This window comes from Pasteurella sp. P03HT (assembly GCF_054052285.1).
On sequence record NZ_JBSIUM010000002.1, the window covers coordinates 109,523 to 131,260 of the forward strand.

Annotated in this window: 19 protein-coding genes and 1 pseudogene; 13 read left to right on the forward strand and 7 right to left on the reverse strand. The window is 41.5% G+C overall.

Going from position 1 to position 21,738, the window contains the following annotated elements; translation table 11 throughout:
* Positions 1 to 28 precede the first annotated feature (28 nt).
* From tkt to ACWIT3_RS02720, 3 genes are all read left to right on the forward strand, one after another.
* Positions 29 to 2,035: a transketolase gene (gene tkt, locus ACWIT3_RS02710; RefSeq protein WP_457161277.1), complete on the forward strand. Its 2,007-nt coding sequence runs from the start codon at positions 29 to 31 to the stop codon at positions 2,033 to 2,035.
* 337 nt (positions 2,036 to 2,372) lie between these two features.
* A complete protein-coding gene (asd, locus tag ACWIT3_RS02715; protein WP_457161278.1) occupies positions 2,373 to 3,482 on the forward strand; it encodes an aspartate-semialdehyde dehydrogenase in 1,110 nt (369 codons plus the stop codon).
* Between the two features lie 187 nt (positions 3,483 to 3,669).
* The gene (locus ACWIT3_RS02720) at positions 3,670 to 4,641 is read left to right on the forward strand and encodes an alpha/beta fold hydrolase (RefSeq protein ID WP_457161396.1); all 972 of its coding nucleotides are present in this window, start codon (positions 3,670 to 3,672) and stop codon (positions 4,639 to 4,641) included.
* On the opposite strand, the gene crcB is transcribed toward ACWIT3_RS02720, so the two are convergent.
* A complete protein-coding gene (gene crcB / locus ACWIT3_RS02725; RefSeq protein WP_457161279.1) occupies positions 4,601 to 4,984 on the reverse strand; it encodes a fluoride efflux transporter CrcB in 384 nt (127 codons plus the stop codon). The two genes, ACWIT3_RS02720 and crcB, sit on opposite strands and share 41 nt — an antisense overlap.
* 33 nt (positions 4,985 to 5,017) lie before the next feature.
* Positions 5,018 to 5,833 carry a Cof-type HAD-IIB family hydrolase gene (locus ACWIT3_RS02730; RefSeq protein WP_457161280.1) on the reverse strand — a complete coding sequence of 272 codons (816 nt, stop codon included), beginning with the start codon at positions 5,831 to 5,833 and terminating at the stop codon, positions 5,018 to 5,020.
* A gap of 388 nt (positions 5,834 to 6,221) precedes the next feature.
* Between ACWIT3_RS02730 and ilvG the strand changes: the two genes are divergently transcribed.
* The 6 genes and pseudogenes from ilvG (at position 6,222) to ilvA (ending at position 13,021) form a co-directional block, all read left to right on the forward strand.
* Positions 6,222 to 7,871: an acetolactate synthase 2 catalytic subunit gene (ilvG, locus tag ACWIT3_RS02735; RefSeq protein WP_457161281.1), complete on the forward strand. Its 1,650-nt coding sequence runs from the start codon at positions 6,222 to 6,224 to the stop codon at positions 7,869 to 7,871.
* Between the two features lie 30 nt (positions 7,872 to 7,901).
* Positions 7,902 to 8,132: an acetolactate synthase 2 small subunit gene (gene ilvM / locus ACWIT3_RS02740; protein WP_457161282.1), complete on the forward strand. Its 231-nt coding sequence runs from the start codon at positions 7,902 to 7,904 to the stop codon at positions 8,130 to 8,132.
* Positions 8,133 to 8,152: 20 nt separating this feature from the next.
* A pseudogene (locus tag ACWIT3_RS02745) lies at positions 8,153 to 8,236 on the forward strand (aspartate/glutamate racemase); the annotation flags it as partial.
* A 98-nt stretch (positions 8,237 to 8,334) separates the two neighbouring features.
* Positions 8,335 to 9,234, forward strand: coding sequence for a DMT family transporter (locus tag ACWIT3_RS02750; protein ID WP_457161283.1), 900 nt, complete (start codon positions 8,335 to 8,337; stop codon positions 9,232 to 9,234).
* An 84-nt stretch (positions 9,235 to 9,318) separates the two neighbouring features.
* Complete coding sequence (gene ilvD, locus ACWIT3_RS02755; protein ID WP_457161284.1) at positions 9,319 to 11,154, forward strand: dihydroxy-acid dehydratase; 1,836 nt, start codon at positions 9,319 to 9,321, stop codon at positions 11,152 to 11,154.
* A gap of 325 nt (positions 11,155 to 11,479) precedes the next feature.
* Positions 11,480 to 13,021 (forward strand): threonine ammonia-lyase, biosynthetic, encoded by a 1,542-nt coding sequence (ilvA, locus tag ACWIT3_RS02760; RefSeq protein WP_457161285.1) that lies wholly within the window; start codon positions 11,480 to 11,482, stop codon positions 13,019 to 13,021.
* Positions 13,022 to 13,077: 56 nt separating this feature from the next.
* Here ilvA and ACWIT3_RS02765 read toward each other — a convergent pair whose 3' ends face one another.
* From ACWIT3_RS02765 to rpe, 5 genes are all read right to left on the reverse strand, one after another.
* Positions 13,078 to 13,713, reverse strand: coding sequence for a hypothetical protein (locus ACWIT3_RS02765; RefSeq protein ID WP_457161286.1), 636 nt, complete (start codon positions 13,711 to 13,713; stop codon positions 13,078 to 13,080).
* A 198-nt stretch (positions 13,714 to 13,911) separates the two neighbouring features.
* The gene (locus ACWIT3_RS02770; RefSeq protein ID WP_457161287.1) at positions 13,912 to 16,461 is read right to left on the reverse strand and encodes a TonB-dependent receptor domain-containing protein; all 2,550 of its coding nucleotides are present in this window, start codon (positions 16,459 to 16,461) and stop codon (positions 13,912 to 13,914) included.
* A gap of 174 nt (positions 16,462 to 16,635) precedes the next feature.
* On the reverse strand, positions 16,636 to 17,634 hold the full coding sequence (trpS, locus tag ACWIT3_RS02775; protein ID WP_457161288.1) for a tryptophan--tRNA ligase: 999 nt from the start codon (positions 17,632 to 17,634) through the stop codon (positions 16,636 to 16,638).
* A gap of 9 nt (positions 17,635 to 17,643) precedes the next feature.
* Entirely contained in the window at positions 17,644 to 18,318 is a 675-nt protein-coding gene (locus ACWIT3_RS02780; protein WP_457161289.1) for a phosphoglycolate phosphatase, read from the reverse strand.
* An 18-nt stretch (positions 18,319 to 18,336) separates the two neighbouring features.
* Positions 18,337 to 19,005, reverse strand: coding sequence for a ribulose-phosphate 3-epimerase (gene rpe, locus ACWIT3_RS02785; protein WP_457161290.1), 669 nt, complete (start codon positions 19,003 to 19,005; stop codon positions 18,337 to 18,339).
* 103 nt (positions 19,006 to 19,108) lie between these two features.
* On the opposite strand from rpe, the gene ACWIT3_RS02790 reads away from it, so the two are divergent.
* The 4 genes from ACWIT3_RS02790 (at position 19,109) to dtd (ending at position 21,696) form a co-directional block, all read left to right on the forward strand.
* Positions 19,109 to 19,741 (forward strand): LysE/ArgO family amino acid transporter, encoded by a 633-nt coding sequence (locus ACWIT3_RS02790; RefSeq protein ID WP_457161291.1) that lies wholly within the window; start codon positions 19,109 to 19,111, stop codon positions 19,739 to 19,741.
* Positions 19,742 to 19,844: 103 nt separating this feature from the next.
* Positions 19,845 to 20,318 carry a YchJ family protein gene (locus tag ACWIT3_RS02795; RefSeq protein WP_457161292.1) on the forward strand — a complete coding sequence of 158 codons (474 nt, stop codon included), beginning with the start codon at positions 19,845 to 19,847 and terminating at the stop codon, positions 20,316 to 20,318.
* Positions 20,315 to 21,265, forward strand: a complete 951-nt coding sequence (locus ACWIT3_RS02800) for a virulence factor BrkB family protein (protein WP_457161293.1) — start codon at positions 20,315 to 20,317, stop codon at positions 21,263 to 21,265. Before ACWIT3_RS02795 ends, ACWIT3_RS02800 begins: the two co-directional genes overlap by 4 nt.
* Complete coding sequence (gene dtd, locus ACWIT3_RS02805; RefSeq protein WP_457161294.1) at positions 21,262 to 21,696, forward strand: D-aminoacyl-tRNA deacylase; 435 nt, start codon at positions 21,262 to 21,264, stop codon at positions 21,694 to 21,696. The genes ACWIT3_RS02800 and dtd overlap by 4 nt, the downstream gene beginning before the upstream one ends.
* Positions 21,697 to 21,738 lie beyond the last annotated feature (42 nt).

Sequence of the window (21,738 nt, forward strand, 5' to 3'; positions counted from 1 at the left end):
GTCTTAATTCACTGAGGAGTAAATCATTATGGCAACTCGTAAAGAACTGGCAAATGCGATCCGTTTTTTAAGTATGGATGCAGTGCAAAAAGCAAAATCTGGTCACCCTGGTGCGCCAATGGGCATGGCAGATATTGCAGAAGTATTATGGCGTGACTTCTTAAAACACAATCCAACGAATCCAAAATGGTTCGATCGCGACCGTTTCATTCTGTCGAATGGTCACGGTTCAATGTTAATTTATAGCCTATTGCATTTAACAGGTTATGATTTGTCTATTGATGATTTAAAACAATTCCGTCAATTACATTCTAAAACACCAGGTCACCCTGAATATGGTTATGCACCAGGTGTTGAAACTACCACGGGTCCTTTAGGTCAAGGTATCACCAACGCTGTAGGTTTTGCGATTGCTGAAAAAACCTTTGCCCACCAATTTAACCGCCCAGGCCACGACATCGTTGACCACTATACTTACGTATTCTTAGGTGACGGTTGCTTAATGGAAGGTATCTCACACGAAGCGTGTTCATTAGCGGGGACTTTAGGTTTAGGCAAATTAATCGCATTTTACGATGACAACAACATCTCTATTGATGGTCACGTTGACGGTTGGTTCACTGATGATACACAAAAACGCTTCGAAGCTTATGGCTGGCACGTAATTCCTGCAATTGATGGTCATAACCCAGATCAAATCATTGATGCAGTGAAAAAAGCACAAGCAGAAACCAACAAACCAACATTGATCATTTGTAAAACGATCATTGGTTTCGGTTCACCAAATAAATCAAACTCACACGACTGTCACGGTGCGCCATTAGGTGATGAAGAAATCGCATTAACCCGTAAAGCATTAAATTGGGATCACGCACCATTTGAAATCCCAGCAGATATCTATGCGGAATGGGATGCAAAAGCAAAAGGTGATAAAGCAGAAAAAGCGTGGAGCGAAAAATTCGCAGCTTATGCGAAAGCGTATCCTGAATTAGCGGCAGAGTTCACTCGTCGTGTAAACGCGGAATTACCAGCAAACTGGGCAGCAGAATCACAAGCATTCATCGAAAAATTACAAGCTAACCCAGCAAGCATTGCAAGCCGTAAAGCATCTCAAAATGCAATCGAAGCTTACGCAAAATTATTACCTGAATTTTTAGGTGGTTCAGCTGACTTAGCAAGCTCAAACTTAACCTTATGGTCAGGTTCAAAACCAATTCGTGCAGTTGAAAACGCAGACGGTAACTACATCAACTACGGTGTACGTGAATTCGGTATGTCTGCCATTATGAACGGTATTGCATTACACGGTGGTTTCATTCCTTACGGTGCAACGTTCTTAATGTTTATGGAATATGCACACAACGCAGTGCGTATGGCAGCATTAATGAAACAACGTTCATTATTCGTTTACACCCACGACTCTATCGGTCTTGGTGAAGACGGTCCAACACACCAACCCGTTGAGCAAACTTCAGCATTACGCTTAATTCCAAATCTTGAAACATGGCGTCCTTGTGACCAAGTGGAATCTGCAGTAGCGTGGAAAGCGGCAGTTGAACGTAAAGATGGCCCAAGTGCATTAATCTTTACTCGTCAAAACTTGGCACAAATGGACCGCACTTCTGAGCAATTAGCCAATGTTGCACGTGGTGGTTATGTATTACGTAACTGCTGTGAAAAAGGTGACTGCCCAGATCTAATCTTAATCGCAACGGGTTCTGAAGTCGAATTAGCGATGAAAGCAGCGGATGTGTTAGATGCAGAAGGCGTGAAAGTACGCGTTGTTTCTATGCCAAGCACAAACGTGTTCGACAAACAAGATGCGGCATATCGTGAAAGCGTATTACCAAGCAACGTGACTAAACGTGTGGCGATCGAAGCGGGGATTGCTGACTTCTGGTACAAATATGTTGGCTTTAACGGTCGCGTCGTGGGGATGAATAGCTTCGGTGAATCAGCACCAGCGGATCAATTATTCAAGCTCTTCGGCTTCACCGTAGAAAACGTTGTGGCGAAAGCAAAAGAAATTCTTTAATCTGAATTTTAGCTAAAACTAACTCTGCACGTTATTTGATTAACGTGCAGAGTTTTTTATGCTTGATTTAAGCAAGTGGCTAAACATGATCACGCCTTTCATCATTCAATGCACTCTCTTCACCTTTGTACGCTGATTTTTTATTTCAACACCACATTTTCTATTCTAAAAACTAAAAAACGTCCAAGCCTTTTGCTGTTTTATTAGGCAGTACCACATGATTTTTAACTTTTGTTGTTTTTTAAACAAAAACACTTGCTTTTGTCCAACTGATCTTGTAATTAAGTAACCTTATTCAAACACAATATTATTCACTTTTTTATATAAGGAACAGGTTATGCAAAACGTTGGTTTTATCGGTTGGCGTGGAATGGTGGGATCCGTATTAATGGATCGTATGCAAGAAGAAAATGACTTCGTGAACATCAATCCCGTCTTTTTTACCACATCACAAGCAGGTCAAAAAGCACCAACATTCGCGGGCAAAGAAGCGGGTGAGTTGAAAGATGCATTTGATATCGCAGAACTACAAAAATTAGATATTATCGTGACTTGCCAAGGTGGTGATTATACCAATGATGTGTATCCAAAATTACGCGCAGCAGGCTGGAACGGTTATTGGATTGACGCAGCGTCTGCACTGCGTATGGAAAAAGAGGCGATTATCGTGCTTGACCCTGTGAACCAAAATGTTATCAGCGAAGGCTTGAAAAACGGCATTAAAACTTACGTTGGCGGTAACTGTACCGTGAGCTTAATGTTAATGGCATTAGGTGGTTTATTTGAGCGTGATTTAGTGGAATGGGTATCGGTAGCAACTTACCAAGCGGCAAGTGGTGCAGGTGCGAAAAATATGCGTGAATTGTTAGTGCAAATGGGTCAACTTGAAGAGAGCGTAAAAGCGGACCTTGAAAACCCTGCATCATCAATTTTAGACATTGAACGCAAAGTGACTGCAAAAATGCGTGGTGATTTACCAATCGATAACTTCGGTGCGCCATTAGCGGGCAGCTTAATTCCTTGGATCGACAAACTTTGGGAAGACGGTCAAACCAAAGAAGAATGGAAAGGTTATGCTGAAACCAACAAAATTCTTGGTTTAGATGACAGCCCAATTCCAGTGGACGGTTTGTGTGTGCGTATCGGTGCATTGCGTTGCCACAGCCAAGCCTTCACGATCAAAATGAAAAAAGATTTACCGCTAGAAGAAATCGAGCAAATTCTTGCAAGCCACAACGAATGGGTAAAAGTCATTCCAAATGATAAAGAAACCACATTACGTGAACTCACACCAACCAAAGTCACGGGCACCCTTTCTGTCCCAGTTGGTCGCTTACGCAAACTCAAAATGGGACCTGAATATTTAGCGGCATTCACTGTCGGTGACCAATTATTATGGGGAGCCGCAGAGCCACTTCGTCGTATCTTGAAACAATTAGTGGCTTAATGGTCAGACTTTAAATCATCGCAAACGTGCGGTCAGTCACAAACGCCTGTGGAAACTGACCGCACTTTTTCTATTTTTTCTCCAGTCATGCACTGTCCGCTTACCCGCCCTTGATATTTCACCCCCCGTTTCGTTGAAATATGCTATGATGGCATCTATGCTGAGTTTTCATTTAGAGTAGCCTATGATCGAACGCGAACCTCATTTTACCCACTTTGCTTTAGCTGAATTGCATCCTTTTGCTGCACAGTTCCCACTGCAAGATGTAAAAGGGAAAAAAGGGGTACGCATTACTTATCGCCACTTCGTTCAAGATACGCCAACCGAACGTAAATTAATGATTTTGGTAAATGGACGTGCAGAAAATTTACTAAAATGGACAGAGCTGGCGTATGACTTTTATCAACAGGGATACGATGTATTAGTCTTTGACCATCGTGGTCAGGGATATTCACAACGTTTACTCAAAGATCATGACAAAGGCTATATCGATGAGTTTCGCTTTTATGCGGATGATTTAGCCATTTTATTAGCAAAAATCACCTCGTTATATTCCTATCAATGTCAACACCTCCTCGCGCATTCACTGGGGGCACTGATTAGCACTTACTATCTGGCGAATTATGATCATCAAGTAAACCGTGCTGTATTTTCTGCACCATTTTATGGCATTCCGCTACAGCATTCCTTACGCGATGAACTGATCATTAACTTGATGATGTTATTCGGACAAGGCACACGTTATGTCTTTGGTAAAGGGCGATATAAACCTGCGGATTTAGATAAAAATGATCTCAGTTGCTGTCGTACCAGAATGAAATGGATGAACCGCATCAATCGCCGTCACCCACAAATCCATTTAGGCGGACCGACTTTCCGTTGGGTGCATTTATGTTTCAATGCGATTAAAAAACTGCCAAACATTTTGCCACGTATTGAAATTCCAGTTTTAATTTTACAGTCAGAAAAAGAAAAGATTGTCGATAATCAATATTTAGAAAAATTGACTGCACTTTTACCACAAGGCAAGCTCGTACAAATTGCACACAGTAAACACGAAATTTTATTTGAACGTGACCCGATTCGAGATGCGGCCTTAAAGCAAATTTATCAATTTTTTAATGAAAACCGCGCCAAATCAACACACCCAATGCGGTAAACACGAGACAACCCACCACATGTAATGATACAACAGCCATGGCTTCGAGCCACTTCTGTTGCAACACATTTTCGATCACTTCCGCACTGAAAGCAGAAAAGGTCGTCAGGCTTCCCAAAAAACCAGTGACTAAAAATAAACGCCATTCGGGTGACAAGGTGGGGAATTGCCAAAACACGGCTAATGCCACTCCAATGAGTAAACAGCCAAGATAATTGGCGACTAACGTCCCTACCGAGAAACACGCCAACAACGGATTGAGCAATATACTCAATCCATATCGACACAGTGCCCCCAATGCTGCACCAAGACTAATGAGTAGACAATTTTGTAATAGATTCATCGCACAACGATCTCACTGGAGATTATCAATTCCTCAAAGGTCAAATAGATGACGAAGATAATTGGCAACGGATTCCTGTGCATTCAATCCGATCACTTCCAAATGCGGACATGCTGCTTTCAAACGTGGATCAGCGTTCTCCATTACACAGCCTTTCCCGACTTGGCTTAACAACTGCACATCATTCATGCCATCGCCAAAAGCAAGGCAGTGTTGCATATCATAATCACGACTGGCCAAAACACGTTCTAACGCACTGGCCTTAGAAACATTTTGATTCATCACTTCCAAGCAAACAGGAGTAGAATACGTAATGCTAGTACAATCGCCATAAACCGCTCTTAAATGCAGTTCTAATTCGACTAAATCCTGCGGCTCACGTCCAATAAAAAACACTTTCTCAGTATCACGTCCATGATGTTGAGCAAAATCCACTACTTCGTACATGAATCCTGAATCTTGATGATATTTACGTAACTGCGGGACATCAACGTTAATAAACCAGTCATCGCCTTGATAAGTATTCACGCAAACACGCTGACGATCAAAAGGTAGATTCATAATCTCAAATGCGGTGGATTCAGGTAAATAATTACGTACTAATAAGTTACCTTGTAAATCTTGTGCTCTTGCACCATTTGACGTAATCATGACCGCATGTTCAATATTCACTTTTTGTAAAATAGGCAATAGATCAACATGATTACGGCCCGTTGCCAACATCACGTCTATCCCTTTAGCCGCGAGTTTTTGTAAGGTATCAATCGTAAAGTCACCAATAACATGATTGGTATTTAATAGCGTCCCATCAAGATCTGACACAATGGCACGAAAAGGAAAAGGCTGCATAACATATCCTATGATCAGAAAAATTGAGCTTATGATAACACAATAAGCGAAGGACGCTCACTAGCGAATAAAACGGAAACAAATCCATGTTCTGATTCAGAAACGAAAACGTTTTCGTCTTTTTTACGCTTTTGTTAAAAAAAAGGTTTGCGCTGAAAAAAAAATATGATATGAATATAAAACACACAACAGCATACTAACTATTTGGACGTGAAAGATGGCATTACGCCCTGCAATCAACATTATTATTAACCTCGTAGTGAGCATTATCACTGCGGGGCGAGTGCGTTAATGTTTGATTAGCAGTACAACTAAATAGATCAAATATAACCCTCGTCTGACAATCGACGAGGGTTTTTTTATCGATAAATTTGTAAGGGTGATTTATATGAATGGGGCAAGATTAGTCACAGAAAGTTTGAAAGCGCATGGTATCACAACGGTATTTGGCTATCCTGGTGGCGCCATTATGCCTGTTTATGACGCGCTGTATGATGCAGGTTTAGAGCATTTATTATGCCGTAATGAACAGGGCGCTGCCATGGCTGCGATCGGTTATGCCAGAGCCAGTGGCAAAGTGGGCGTATGTATCGCAACCTCAGGACCAGGTGCGGCTAACTTAATCACAGGATTGGGGGATGCGTTGATGGACTCTATTCCCGTTGTCGCAATCACTGGGCAAGTTGCGTCATCCTTAATCGGTACGGATGCCTTTCAGGAAGCTGATGTATTAGGGCTATCTTTAGCATGTACAAAACACAGTTTCTTAGTGCAACATATTGAAGAATTACCTGAAGTGATCGCGAAAGCCTTTCATATTGCGGCAAGCGGCAGACCCGGTCCCGTGTTAATTGATATTCCCAAAGATATACAAGTTGCCCCAACGACACTCAAGCCCGTCGTGTTTGCACGTGAGCAACCCGCTGCATTATCTGATGACACATTATCTGCAGCACTCGCATTATTACAATCAGCAAAACGTCCCGTCATGTATGTCGGGGGCGGTATCGGCATGGCGAATGCTGTTCCTGCATTACGTCACTTTTTAGAAGTCACTCAAATGCCAAGCGTCTCAACCTTAAAAGGATTGGGCGCGATTAATCCCGACAACCCATACTATATGGGCATGATTGGTATGCACGGAACAAAAGCCGCAAACTATGCCGTGCAAGAATGTGATCTGTTGCTTGCTTTTGGTGCGCGCTTTGACGATCGCGTCACGGGGAAATTAGAAACCTTTGCACCTCATGCTAAAGTGATTCATGCTGACATTGATATCGCTGAAATCGGAAAGTTACGTCGTCCAGATGTGGCATTGTGTGGTGATATTGCACAAGCGTTAACTACTCTTAGCGTGCCATTAACCCTGACAGACTGGCAACAACGTGTTGTCCAACTCAAACAACAGCATGATTTTTGTTATTGCGAAAATCAAGGTGATACTTTTATCAACCCACTCTGGTTATTACATACATTGTCCAATAAAAAACCACAAAATGCAGTGATCACCACAGATGTAGGACAACATCAAATGTGGTCAGCCCAACATATGCAGCACTTCGCACCAACAAATTACATTACCTCAGCAGGTTATGGCACGATGGGCTTTGGCTTACCAGCAGCCATTGGGGCGAAGAAAGCACGTCCAGAAGATGAGGTCATTGTCATTTCGGGTGACGGCTCAATCATGATGAATATTCAAGAATTAGGCTCAATTAAACGCGGTAAAGCCCCTGTTAAAATCGTGTTATTAGATAACCAACGTTTAGGGATGGTACGTCAATGGCAAGAGCTGTTCTTTAATGCCCGTTTTAGTAGCACGATTTTAGATGATAACCCGGATTTTGTGATGTTAGCTGCCGCATTTGGCATCCAAGGTGAACGTATTACCAAAGGGGAAGAAGTCAATGGCGCATTAGATCGCTTATTCGCAAGCAAAGAAGCCTATTTCTTACATGTCTGTATCCCAAGTAATGAAAATGTTTGGCCATTAGTGCCCCCTAATGCGTGTAACATGGACATGTTAGAAAACATGTAAAGTGCGGTCGATTTTGAGGAAATTTTTTATATGCAAACGTATCAATTCAGATTAGAAGCAAACCAACGTCCAGAAACACTTGAACGTATTTTACGTGTGATCCGTCATCGCGGTTTTTATGTTGTGGCAATGCAAGTGCAAACAAAACAGAACAACCTATATTGTGATATGACGGTGCAAAGTGAACGCGAGTTCAGCTTACTTATCAATCAATTAAGTAAAATGTACGATGTCTTAACGATTAACCATACTCAAGCATAAAACAGATAAGGACGCTGCTCATGAAAACACTCGGTATTATTGGCGGTATGTCACCTGAAAGCACGGTAACTTATTATAGTTTAATCAATCAGCTAGTTAATCAACAGGATGCCACGCTACCATTTTTTGATACCACCACATTACACGCACAAAAAGCCGCTGAGTTTATTCTCACGGAATAATGGCTGTTTAAAGGAAGAGTATGGCGCATATTGCACTTACAGAAAAAACCGCCATGGTTGGCTTAGTGGTGGGGTGCATTATTTTTGGTCTTGGCAGTTTAATTGTGGCTTATGTCCCCGTTGGCGCTTATGCTATTGCATTTTGGCGTTTATTTGTCGCCGCAATGATTTTTTATACATTAGCCAAGTGCGCGAAACAACAAGCGCCCATTTCAAGCAAAGCCAAACATTACGCCCTGATTTCTGGTGCATTTTTAGGTTTAGATTTAGCTTTGTGGCATGAGAGTATTTATGCTGTCGGTCCTGGGATTTCCACGTTATTAAACAGCCTGCAAATTTTCTGGCTCTCTGCAATTGGTTTTTTCTGGTTTCGTGAACGGCAAAGTACTTTACAGTTATTCAGTCTCTGCCTGGCAGTCTTTGGTGTTGCCTTAATTGGCAGCCCAGAGTTTAAACAAAATCAAAATGCGTTGTGGGGATTTATTTCAGGTATCGTATCTGGCTTGATGTTAGCGTTATCGATGGTCTATATTCGCAAAACACAGCAAGCCGCCGTGACACCTATTTTTCCATTAATGTTTCGCGTCAGTGTAGGAGGAATGTTAATTCTGTTGGTACCTGCGTTATGGTTTAATCACACTCAACTTTATCCAACCACCTGGGAACAACTGGGATTAATACTGATTTATGGTGCAGTCATGCAATGTTTAGCTTGGGGAATGATCGCTTACGCGATCCCGTTGTTATCCCTTAGTGTCACAGGGCTGTTACTGCTTTCAGAGCCTGTTGCTGCGTTAGTAATAGACTACTTATTACTCAATAAAGCGATCAATGGGTTACAATGGTGTGGCGCGCTTTTAACTATGTTAGCCATTTATTTAGGGTCATTACGCCCCACTAAAACACCACCTAAACATTAGGATAGGCAATTTACAAGCGTGCTGACTCACACTTATTACACAACAGTGAATCCGCACAAACACAACATTACACTTGGAGAGATTATGCCAAAATTACGTTCAGCAACTAGTACACAAGGTCGCAATATGGCGGGGGCAAGAGCCTTGTGGCGTGCAACAGGAATGACCGATAAAGATTTTGGGAAACCCATCATCGCCGTGGTCAATTCCTTTACACAATTCGTTCCTGGTCATGTTCATTTAAAAGATCTCGGACAATTAGTAGCACGCGAAATTGAAAAAGCAGGCGGTGTCGCCAAAGAATTTAATACGATTGCTGTTGACGATGGGATTGCCATGGGACACGGTGGCATGCTGTATTCGCTGCCATCTCGTGATTTAATCGCTGACAGCGTGGAATATATGGTTAATGCGCATTGCGCTGATGCCATGGTGTGTATTTCCAACTGCGACAAAATCACCCCGGGAATGTTAATGGCAGCATTGCGCTTGAATATTCCTACTGTATTTGTATCGGGCGGTCCCATGGAGGCAGGCAAAACTAAATTGTCAGATCAAGTCATCAAATTGGATTTAGTGGATGCCATGATTCAAGGGGCAAATCCGAATGTATCAGATGAAGACAGCGATAAAATCGAGCGTTCAGCCTGCCCAACTTGTGGCTCTTGCTCAGGTATGTTTACCGCAAATTCAATGAACTGTCTAACTGAAGCGTTAGGCTTAAGCTTACCGGGCAATGGTTCCTGCCTTGCGACTCACGCTGACCGCAAACAGCTGTTCTTAGATGCGGGCAAACAAATCGTCGAATTATGCAAACGCTATTATGAACAAGAGGATGACAGCGTATTACCTCGCGCAATTGCGACGAAAAAAGCCTTTGAAAACGCAATGAGCTTAGATATTGCCATGGGCGGTTCAACGAACACCGTCTTGCATTTATTAGCTGCTGCACAAGAGGCAGAAGTGGACTTCACAATGGCAGATATTGATCGCCTCTCTCGCCAAGTACCCTGTTTAAGCAAAGTGGCGCCAAATACACAAAAATACCATATGGAAGATGTACACCGCGCAGGTGGCATTATGGCAATTTTAGGGGAATTAGATCGTGCCAACTTATTACACAATGATACCCGTACGGTTTTAGGGTTAAGCCTTGCGGAACAACTTGCACGTTACGACATTAAACTCACGCAAAATGAAAATGTACACAAATTCTTCCGTGCTGGTCCTGCGGGTATTCGTACCACAGAAGCCTTTTCGCAAGACTGCCGTTGGGATACTGTCGATGATGACCGTGAAAACGGCTGTATTCGCAGTAAGGAATTTGCGTATAGCCAAGACGGTGGCTTAGCCATGCTCTCTGGCAACCTCGCACAAGACGGTTGTATCGTCAAAACGGCAGGCGTGGATGAGTCCATTTTAAAATTCACAGGAAAAGCCATTGTTTTTGAAAGCCAAGAAGATGCCGTTGCGGGCATTTTAGGTGGCAACGTGCAAGCGGGTCACGTAGTGGTCATCCGTTACGAAGGACCAAAAGGCGGACCAGGTATGCAAGAAATGCTCTACCCAACCAGCTATTTAAAATCAATGGGATTAGGCAAAGCCTGTGCATTATTAACTGACGGACGTTTCTCTGGCGGAACCTCAGGTCTATCGATCGGTCATGTGTCACCCGAAGCGGCAGCAGGTGGTGTCATCGGTTTAGTCAAAGATGGTGACACCATTGAAATCGACATTCCAAACCGCTCAATTCAATTATGCGTTGCGGAAGAAGCACTGGCACAACGTCGCGCGGAGCAAGACAAACTCGGCTGGCAACCTGCAAACCGCCAACGCGAAGTTTCCTTCGCCTTAAAAGTCTACGGCCACTTCGCCACCTCTGCAGACAAAGGCGCAGTAAGAGATAAAAGCAAAATTTAAAAGCGCCATCTTATAAAGAGGAACAGAAGTATTCAAAGTGCGGTAATTTTTTAAGAAATTTTAATTTGTCTCTAAATGAGCATAACGCACTCTGTTCCCCTTATTTTTCGCCGTAGCGGTTGCGTTAACTTTTGAGAACAACTTTCAGTGTTTGAGCTTGCCAAGCAAGCGAGTTTTGAAAGTTGGTTCCAAAAGTTAGCAATAAGCGAAGGAAGAAGAAAAATCAGGGGCGTGTTTCTTTTGGTTACTTTGCTTTACACGAGTAAAGAAAAGTAACTCGCCCTCAGGCGAAAGATTAGAGTAATAAAATAAACGGATATCATTTATGACGAACAACCTCACCTCCGCCCAACCTACTGGCGCCGAATACTTAAAAGCGGTGCTCAGCTCAAGAGTGTATGAAGTGGCACAAGTCACACCTTTACAAGAAATGCCCAAACTTTCCGAGCGCTTGGGCAATCACATTTTTATCAAACGTGAAGATCGCCAACCTGTACATAGTTTTAAACTGCGTGGTGCTTATGCCATGATTGCAGGATTGCCTGATGAGCAAAAACGAGCAGGTGTCATTGCGGCTTCAGCAGGCAACCACGCACAAGGTGTTGCACTTTCCGCGAAACAACTTGGTTTACGGGCACTCATCGTAATGCCACAAAATACCCCAAGCATCAAAGTGGAAGCCGTACGTGGTTTTGGTGGCGAAGTGTTGCTATATGGCGCAAACTTTGACGAAGCCAAAGCGAAAGCGATTGAGCTGTCTGAAAGTAAACATATGACCTTTATTCCGCCTTTTGATCACCCAGCAGTGATCGCAGGGCAAGGTTCATTGGCGATGGAATTGCTACAACAAAATACACACATCGATCGCATTTTTGTGCCTGTCGGTGGCGGTGGTTTAGCGGCGGGTATTGCTGTATTAATTAAGCAATTAATGCCAGAAATTAAAGTGATTGGCGTTGAATCTAAAGACTCGGCGTGTTTATATCATGCATTAAAAGCAGGCAAGCCTGTTGAGTTAGACCGTGTGGGTTTATTCGCAGACGGCGTGGCGGTAAAACGTATTGGCGACGAAACTTTCCGCGTTTGTCAGCAATATATTGATGATGTGGTACTTGTTGACGGTGATGAAATCTGTGCAGCAGTAAAAGATATTTTTGAAAATGTGCGTGCGATTGCAGAGCCGTCAGGTGCGCTTTCACTTGCTGGCTTAAAAAAATATGTGAAAGAACACAATATTCAAGGTGAAACGTTAGTAAATGTGCTTTCTGGAGCAAACTTAAACTTCCATACCTTGCGTTATGTGTCTGAGCGTTGCGAAATCGGTGAACAACACGAAGCATTGCTTGCGGTAACTATCCCAGAAAAACCGGGCAGCTTCTTAAAATTCTGTCATATTTTAGGTGCAGTGCCAGTAACCGAATTTAAATACCGTTATGCAGATGATGCTCAAGCGTGCATTTTCGTGGGGGTACGGATTAGCGGTGAAGAAGAGAAAAATAGCATTATCAATCAGTTACAACAAAATGGCTATGACTTGATCGACTTGTCTGATGATGATATTGCGAAAACGCACGTGCGCTATATGATCGGCGGCCGCTCAAATAGCCACTTTAAAGAGCGTTTATATAGCTTCGAATTTCCAGAGCAAAAAGGCGCATTATTGAAATTCCTCGAAACCCTTGGACAAACCCACTGGAATATCTCCGTGTTCCACTACCGCGCCCATGGAGCAGACTACGGCAACGTCCTCGCAGGTTTCCAACTTAATGATGACGATCTTGACGCTTTCAACCAACATTTAGAAAAACTTGGCTACGTTTATCAAGATGTCACGGAAAGCCCAGCCTATCGTTATTTCTTAGTTTAAAAACAATAAAAAAGTGCGGTGATTTTTACCGCACTTTCGCTTGAGTTCAGACAAGATTATTTCACAAAATCACTGAAAGTTAATTCATAATTATCGCCATCGCGATTGTAAGAAATAAAGCGTGGAAATTGTTCACCTGCAAATTTTTTCACCACAATATCTTTCTCGCCTGTTTTAAATTGGTAGGTAATTTGAGTGACGTCTTGCGCATTATGTTTCACCACACTCTCGCTTTTTTTCACAAATACATTACGCATAGGATACAATTTTTTGCCGTTAGTAATTTGGAAATTCATCGGCAATTTATCGTAATAACTGAGCTGAAATGCCATTGTAAATAAATCAAATGTTGGCAATTCCAACGCGGTTTTGGTTAAACCATTTTTGACTTTGCCATATTCGATCGTATCACCTTGAATTTTTGAAGTGGCATAAGGTTTACCGTTACGGACATCTTGATAATCCACCATATTGAACTGTTTTGCCCCTTGTATGCCTTTTGACAAAAACGCAATGTTATAAAGGGGAACATTAATTTTGGCGTCAACGGAATACTTAGCCCCATCGGCTTTAAAATGCACATACGCTGGCATTAAATAATTTGAGCTGTATTTAATATTAAAATCCGCTTTTGCCCAGACATTTGAGGCATAACATAACACTGCACAACATAACACCTTTAACAATCTCACCACACTTTCCTCACTATTCAATTAATACATGCCATTCATCAGCACAGGCTTTGACAACAGAAGGGTGTAAATAATTCCCATTCATATAGGTTATAAAATGTTAAGCATCATATAATAAAGTCAAACAAAAATCTCAAGTTAAATAAATAACCACACACGTGCTCCACGTGTGTGGTTGTTAGACAGCCTTTTGTATGGCTAGAAGCGATATTCAACACCAAAATGTAATGTTCTACCTGGCGCTGTGTTCAATCCCATATTATTCGTATCTAAATAATAACGATTGAATACATTATCCATTGTCATAGTCAATTTTAACTGCTTAGACACATGATAGTTGGCATACAAATCAACGAGCGAATAAGGGGCCCACTCAATGCTCGATGTATTAGCAAACCGTTCGGAAGACAACACTGGCACTAAACGTTTGCTGTAATAGCTGTAACGAGCCCCAATATCTAACTTTTCGTCTAACCAACGTGACCCTAATGTAAGGTGTACATTTAATCGAGGTGGGACAGCATTATTTAAATTGCTCCGATAAACATAACCTGAATTACACTGTGTTTCTTTACCTGCTTGTTCAGGCGTTAAACAGAATTTTGTTCTCGTATAATAAGTGCCCGCCAGTTTCGCATAAAATTTACGCATATCATAATAAGCAGATGCCTCAAATCCTGTAAATTGCGCACTTTGTAAATTTAAGGTTTGTGTTAAACCACTCATGCGATCAAAACTTCGTGTGAGATAATCTTTTACTGTATTATGGAAATAAGCGAGTTTAAAACCCATCACATTATCACGACCACCAAGATGTTCATAGAATCCTGTAATGCCTAGTTCCCAATTTTTTGCTCTTTCTGGTTTTAGCTGCTCCAGATTATCTGCGGTTGACTGCATACTCCAACCTTTCGTAGCTTGGAATAAACTTGGGGAACGCAATGCCTCGGCATATTTTACATAGAGAAGGGTACCCTCCAGCACATCAGCACTTAACATGATGATCGGTGAAAATCCTTTATTTTTAATTGGTGCTTGTTTATGTACTACATGTTTATACTGCGGCACAAAATTAAATCCACCTCCCGGGCGAGGAATAGGTTTATCTCCAATATGTATTTTTTCTTCGCGCACAACATTGTCATAGATCGTGGAACGCATATAACGTAATCCCACATCGGCTTTTAACCATGTAGTGAGTGGATAATTGGCATGAATAAAGGCACTCATTTCTTTACGTTTCCCATCACGCACATAGAGCGGAGCAATCGCATTATCAGGGTAGCCTTTTGCTTTGACCCGTTGTTGTGCATCACGTGGTGGATAAATACGTTCATAATTATGTGACACACCATATTTTAAGGTTAAAGGCTGGTTGTTGACTTGAAAGATGCTCGTATTATCAACACTCACCCCTTTCTGTTTAGAAATCAAAAAGTGGGCATGACGGCTAGATAACGAGTAACCATACTCTTCAATCAGTGGCGTAAAATTTGATGAATCACTGTGAGTATAATAAGCATTGACATTTAAATTTACATAAGGTGTTTTCGGATTGTATTGATAATTTACATGATAGTTATCTACTTTGACTTCCGTTCCTTCTCCCTGTAGTGCACCATAAGCACGAAAATTCAAAATTGAGCTCATAATTTCACCAAAATGACTACGGTAATGACGATAGGTCAGTCCTAAGCGGTGCGCGTCATTATAGACATTCACTTTAGCCAAATAGGAATCATTATTTTGTGACGTGTTTAACGCTTCTTCACCAGGACGATACAAGGTACTGTGGTTTTCTTTAAAAGAAAGCGTGCCAATTTCAATATCTTCATATTGATGTGGCTCGATAACCTCAACGGAATCCTCTTCAAATTCGATGGAGTCAATCTGTGGTGTTTGCCCATGACGACCAACAAAATAGTTCCCCTGTTTACGTTTTGCATAAGCAAGCACCATGTCAGCATTATCCCATTTTTTCGCTAGTGCAAGGCTATAATTATACGCATTGAAATCGAATCCATGAGAAGAATAACGCGCATTCGGTGCGTATGTTTGCTCCTTACATAAACCTGTCGTATTCGATAAACATTTACTGATATAACGGGTTTGATAGCCACCTGGTGTATAATTAGCTGGCGGGGAAACGGTATTTGTCATCGTACCCAATGTGACACGTAATCCCCAATCTTTACCCTCTGTCACAATATCCTTCCAACTGAGTGTATTCATTCGTACCACGCCCCCAATTGCTCCAGCCGCATCATGAGCAAAAGATGGTCCTTTCTCTATTTCGACTTGGCTAATTAAATCTGGATCCAAATAAGTACGAGTTGATGAACCCGCATAACCTTGCCAAGAAGGGACGGACTGTAATCCATTGTCTACCCAAACTGGTACACGGTTTTCATTGGCTATTCCACGAATATTCACTGATAACGCACCACTATTCCGTTTATTTCCAACAATGACACTAGGTACACCAGATAAAAAGTCGCCCACAGAACTGCCTCTAAATGTCGAGATCTCTGACTGAGTTAAATACGAATAAGACCCCGCAGAAAGATACGTTTTAAGCAAACTCTCATCATAACGACTATCTACCTCTTTCTCATTTACTAGAATCGTTTCTAACTTACTTACTGTTGGTTTATTACTGGTATCTGATTGGGCTAAGGCAACTTGAAACCCGCCTAAAGCGAAAAAAATACTCAGACTCAATAAACTATATTGGATTTTGTTTGGCATAATTTCTCCATTTTTGCTCTTGTTTTTAAATGATAATAGAAATCATTAAGATCTAATCATATTTATCAATAAATGCAAGTTATGGATTAAAAAATATTCGTTTTAGTCATAAAAAAACCGCACTTTAATCACTTAAAGTGCGGTGAAAAATCAAAAAGTTTTTTAACTTATCAACTATGCTACAAAACCAACCGCTTGGTAAACCGCTTCTAAGGTTTTCTTAGCGCGTTCACGCGCCTTTTCAGCCCCTTCACGAGCAATTTTATTTAGCAACTCTTCGTTATTGCGGAAATGATGGAAACGTTCTTGTAATGTGGTGAGCATGGCAGATACTTCATCTGCCACCGCACCTTTTAAGTGCCCATACATTTTGCCTTCAAATTCTGCTTCGAGCTCTGCAATAGATTTACCCGTTACACCAGATAAAATATCTAACAAGTTAGACACACCCGCTTTATTCTGTACATCATAACGCACTACTGGTGGCTCATCAGAGTCTGTCACTGCACGTTTAATTTTCTTCGCAACCGCTTTTGGATCTTCTAATAAACCAATTACGTTATTACGGTTTTCGTCTGATTTTGACATTTTCTTTTCAGGCTCAAGCAGTGACATAACGCGTGCACCCGCTTTTGGAATAAACGGCTCTGGCACAGCAAAGAGCTCACCATAGATCGCGTTAAAGCGGTTTGCAATATCACGTGTGATTTCTAAATGTTGTTTTTGGTCTTCGCCCACTGGCACTTGATTTGCTTGATATAACAAAATATCTGCCGCCATTAACACAGGATATGTGAATAAACCAACGTTGATATTTTCTGCGTGGCGAGCCGATTTATCTTTGAATTGTGTCATTCGACCCATTTCGCCGAAATACGTATAACAATTTAGCACCCAAGCCAATTGTGTGTGTTCTGGCACGTGTGATTGGATAAAAATGGTGCTTTTTTCAGGATCAATGCCACAAGCTAAATATAACGCAAGCACATCTAACGTCGCCTTGCGTAATGCCGCGGGGTCTTGGCGAACGGTAATGGCGTGTAAGTCCACGATACAGAATAGGCATTCGTAATCGTCTTGCATGTTTACCCATTGACGCAATGCACCAAGATAGTTCCCAATGGTTAATTCGCCTGATGGCTGCACGCCACTTAATACAACTGGTTTTGTCATTGTTATTCCTTATTTCAAAATCGTCAAAATCTCTGCAAAATCATCAAACACCCAATCAGGATTCGCTTCTGAAATGGGGATATTGTAGTTGTAGCCATAGGTTAAACCAACGACTGGGCAGCCTGCTGAATGTGCGGCTAAAATATCATTTTTTGAATCACCCACAAATAAAATTTGTTTTGGGTATAAACCAAATTTACCACATAAATAATACAATGGCGCTGGGTGCGGTTTAATCGCTGGTAAAGATTGACCACCTAACAACTCGCTAAATAAATGATCGATACCAAACGCGGCTAACACAGGCTGAACGTGTTTTGTTGGCTTATTGGTCACCACTGCTAAGGTGTAACCTTGTGCTTTTAACTGTTCCAACGTTTCTTTCACATTTGGGTACAAACGGCTTAAATTACATAAATTTTCACCATAATGGAAACCAAAGCGACGTTTTAACTCACGAATTTGTTCGTCATTCAGGCTTTTGCCAGTTTGCGCTTTTGCCCATTCTAAAGCACGAGCAATTAAAATATCTGCTCCATTACCAATCCAAGTAAGCACTAACTCTTCCGGTGCTTGGGGTAAATCAAATTCTGCTAATGCTGAATTTACTGAGAGTGCCAAATCAGGCAAGCTATTGACTAAGGTGCCATCAAGGTCAAAGCCAATCAATTTAAATTGTGTCATTTTCTACCACACTTTTTATTAAACAGTTGCTAATTGTTGACGCATTTCGTCAATCACTTTCTTATAATCTGGCTGATCAAAAATTGCAGAACCCGCAACGAACATATCCGCACCCGCTTTCGCAATTTCCGCAATATTGTTTACTTTAACACCGCCGTCAACCTCTAAACGGATATCAAAACCACTTTGGTCAATACGTTTACGCACTTCACGCAATTTATCTAAAGTACTTGGAATGAAAGATTGTCCGCCAAAACCAGGGTTCACCGACATCAATAAAATCACATCGACTTTATCCATCACATAATCTAAATAACTGAGCGGTGTTGCGGGGTTAAACACCAGCCCAGATTTACAACCGCAGTCACGCACAAGTTGTAATGAGCGATCAATGTGTTCTGTGGCTTCAGGGTGGAAGGTGATGTAAGTTGCACCCGCTTTTGCAAAGTCAGGAATAATGCGATCCACAGGTTTCACCATTAAATGCACATCAATGGGTGCAGTAATGCCGTAATCACGCAACGCCTTACACACCGCAGGACCAAAGGTTAAATTGGGCACATAGTGATTATCCATTACATCGAAGTGAATAACATCCGCACCAGAATTTAAGACATTTTGAACATCGTCACCTAAACGGGCTAAATCCGCTGATAAAATAGAAGGTGCAATTAAATAAGGTTTCATCGTTGACCTCACTTGTTAACAAGTTGTTAAATTAAACGCTTGCAAAGCGAAAATATTGCGTTTAGTGTACTACTTTATGTTTGAATTATTAAGGAAATTCTTTATGGAACAGTTTTTACAAGGATTTTTTGTGACCTCAGGTTTGATTATCGCAATCGGGGCGCAAAATGCGTTTGTATTGAAACAAGGATTACTTAAACAAAATATTCTTGCAGTGATTTTAACCTGCTTTATTTGCGACATTGTTTTGATTTCATTGGGAGTATTAGGGCTAGGCTCACTAATCAGCCAAAGCCCAATGGCAACCGTTGTGCTTGCATTTTTAGGCGGTGCATTTTTGCTGTTTTATGGTTTAAAAGCCTTTCTTTCTGCTTATCAAGGTAATGCCTCGCTTGCACTCGAAGAGCAAGAAAATACACCACAACGCACCATACACGCCGTGATTGCGACGTTATTGATTACGCTACTCAATCCGCACGTTTATTTAGATACCGTCGTGATTTTAGGGGGAATTGCTGGCACATTGGCTTTTGAACAAAAACTGTTCTTTTTAGTGGGTTCATTGTCAGTGTCTGCATTATGGTTTTTCAGCCTAGGTTATGGCGCAAGATTATTAATTCCATTTTTCCGCAGACCTATTACTTGGCGTATTTTAGATCTCGTGATTGGCGTGATTATGTGGGCGATTGCGGTGAGTTTGGTGCATTATGGCATCACGTTATTCAACACGTTATAACGAGAAATCAATCAAAAGAAGCAAAGGCAACAAGATAAATTATTTTTCAATCAACAATGCCTTTGCTACAATTTTGACCTAATATGAAAATGAAATGAGCAAAATGACTGAAAATTTAACCGCACTTTGTCCCTGTCAATCAGGTCAACCTTATCAAGATTGCTGTGCGCCATTCCACCAGCAACAGCAACTTCCCGCCAATGCCATGCAATTGATGCGTTCTCGCTATACCGCTTACGCATTAAAAAAGATTGATTATATTGTGCAAACCACTGTGCCAAGTCAGCAGCATTTACTGCCGATTGCAGAATTAAAAGACTGGGCAGAACACACGCAATGGGTGGGCTTAACCATTGTCAAACACGAACCACTTTCGAAAACCCACAGCACTGTGGAATTTGGTGCGCACTTTGCTACGGATAAAGGCACGCAAGTGCATCATGAAAAATCGCTGTTTGTGAATATTGAAGGGCATTGGTATTTTGTTGATCCAACAGTCCCGTTACCCACAATGAAACAGCCCTGTCTTTGTGGTTCAAATAAAAAATTTAAACATTGTTGTGGAGGCTTACTGTGAACAACGTTTTTAAACATACTCTACTTTTCTCGAAACTGTTTTGGCTTCGTTTTCAACAAAATAAATTAAGCCAAGCCGCAGGTTATTTGACTTATAGCACCATGCTAGCCCTTGTACCGCTCGTGATGGTGGTGTTTTCAGTGTTCTCTGCATTCCCCGTGTTTAACGAAGTGACTGGCGAGCTAAAAGGCTTTATTTTCAATAACTTTGCACCACAAGCTAGCGATATGGTGGGGCAATATATTGATGAGTTTGTCAGTAACTCGAAGCAAATGAGTGCTGTCGGCGTGATCAGTTTGGTTGTGGTTGCCTTAATGCTGATTAATTCGATTGATCGCACCCTTAACTCAATTTGGCACGACACGACCATTCGTCCGCTCGTCTTTTCTTTTGCCATTTATTGGCTAATTTTGACATTAGGCCCGTTATTGATTGGCGCAAGTATCGGTGTGAGTTCTTACATCGCCACGATGTTAAATGACAATATTTCGTTGCCATTTGGTTTGAAAGTGCTGAGTTTTGTACCGTTCTTTTTAACTTGGTTAATTTTCACCTTGATTTACACCGTTGTGCCGAATAAAAAAGTGAAAATGATTCATTCGGCAATTGGTGCTTTAGTGGCAGCGGTGTTCTTCACATTAGGTAAGCAAGCCTTCATTTGGTATGTGACCACTTTCCCTTCATACCAATTAATTTATGGTGCAATGGCAACGTTACCAATCATGTTATTGTGGATTCAATTAAGCTGGGTGGTGATTTTAATTGGTGCACAATTAGCTTCTGTATTGGCGGACTACACGTTATGTAAACAAGGTGAAATGAGTGTTGAAGAACTCGTAGAAGCGGACACTAATGAGCCTGCATTGCAACAAAAAATCGAAAAAACTGAACAAGAACTCAAAGCAGAAATTGCACAAAGAAAACAATTATTGGAGAAACAAGGATGATTGCACTGATTCAACGTGTTACGCAGGCAAAAGTAGAAGTGGACAATCAAATTGTCGGCGAAATTGGACAAGGTTTATTGGTGTTACTCGGTGTACAAAAAGAAGATGACCAAGCCAAAGCTGATCGGTTAATCGAAAAAGTGCTTAATTATCGTGTATTTAGCGATGAAGAAGGCAAGATGAATCTCAATGTGCAACAAATTCATGGGCAAGTGCTTGTCGTCTCTCAATTCACTTTAGCCGCTGATACGCAAAAAGGTTTACGCCCAAGTTTTTCTCGTGGTGCACCACCTGCTCTTGCAGAAGAATTATATGATTATGTGGTGAAAAAGTGCGGTGAAAAAATTCAAACTTCTAGCGGTCAATTTGCGGCAGATATGCAGGTCAGTTTAACGAATGATGGTCCCGTCACATTTTGGCTAGAAGTCTAAAGACAAAAAAATAGGACATCACATAATGTCCTATTTTCCCCA

Excerpts from the sequence above, each read along its gene's own strand:
- ACWIT3_RS02770 (WP_457161287.1), bottom strand. The coding sequence starts at position 16,461 with ATGCCAAACAAAATCCAATATAGTTTATTGAGTCTGAGTATTTTTTTC.
- ilvG (WP_457161281.1), top strand. The coding sequence starts at position 6,222 with ATGAATGGGGCAAGATTAGTCACAGAAAGTTTGAAAGCGCATGGTATC.
- ilvM (WP_457161282.1), top strand. The coding sequence starts at position 7,902 with ATGCAAACGTATCAATTCAGATTAGAAGCAAACCAACGTCCAGAAACA.
- ACWIT3_RS02730 (WP_457161280.1), bottom strand. The coding sequence starts at position 5,833 with ATGCAGCCTTTTCCTTTTCGTGCCATTGTGTCAGATCTTGATGGGACG.
- ilvD (WP_457161284.1), top strand. The coding sequence starts at position 9,319 with ATGCCAAAATTACGTTCAGCAACTAGTACACAAGGTCGCAATATGGCG.
- tkt (WP_457161277.1), top strand. The coding sequence starts at position 29 with ATGGCAACTCGTAAAGAACTGGCAAATGCGATCCGTTTTTTAAGTATG.
- rpe (WP_457161290.1), bottom strand. The coding sequence starts at position 19,005 with ATGAAACCTTATTTAATTGCACCTTCTATTTTATCAGCGGATTTAGCC.
- ACWIT3_RS02780 (WP_457161289.1), bottom strand. The coding sequence starts at position 18,318 with ATGACACAATTTAAATTGATTGGCTTTGACCTTGATGGCACCTTAGTC.
- ACWIT3_RS02795 (WP_457161292.1), top strand. The coding sequence starts at position 19,845 with ATGACTGAAAATTTAACCGCACTTTGTCCCTGTCAATCAGGTCAACCT.
- trpS (WP_457161288.1), bottom strand. The coding sequence starts at position 17,634 with ATGACAAAACCAGTTGTATTAAGTGGCGTGCAGCCATCAGGCGAATTA.
- ilvA (WP_457161285.1), top strand. The coding sequence starts at position 11,480 with ATGACGAACAACCTCACCTCCGCCCAACCTACTGGCGCCGAATACTTA.
- ACWIT3_RS02750 (WP_457161283.1), top strand. The coding sequence starts at position 8,335 with ATGGCGCATATTGCACTTACAGAAAAAACCGCCATGGTTGGCTTAGTG.
- dtd (WP_457161294.1), top strand. The coding sequence starts at position 21,262 with ATGATTGCACTGATTCAACGTGTTACGCAGGCAAAAGTAGAAGTGGAC.
- asd (WP_457161278.1), top strand. The coding sequence starts at position 2,373 with ATGCAAAACGTTGGTTTTATCGGTTGGCGTGGAATGGTGGGATCCGTA.
- ACWIT3_RS02790 (WP_457161291.1), top strand. The coding sequence starts at position 19,109 with ATGGAACAGTTTTTACAAGGATTTTTTGTGACCTCAGGTTTGATTATC.
- crcB (WP_457161279.1), bottom strand. The coding sequence starts at position 4,984 with ATGAATCTATTACAAAATTGTCTACTCATTAGTCTTGGTGCAGCATTG.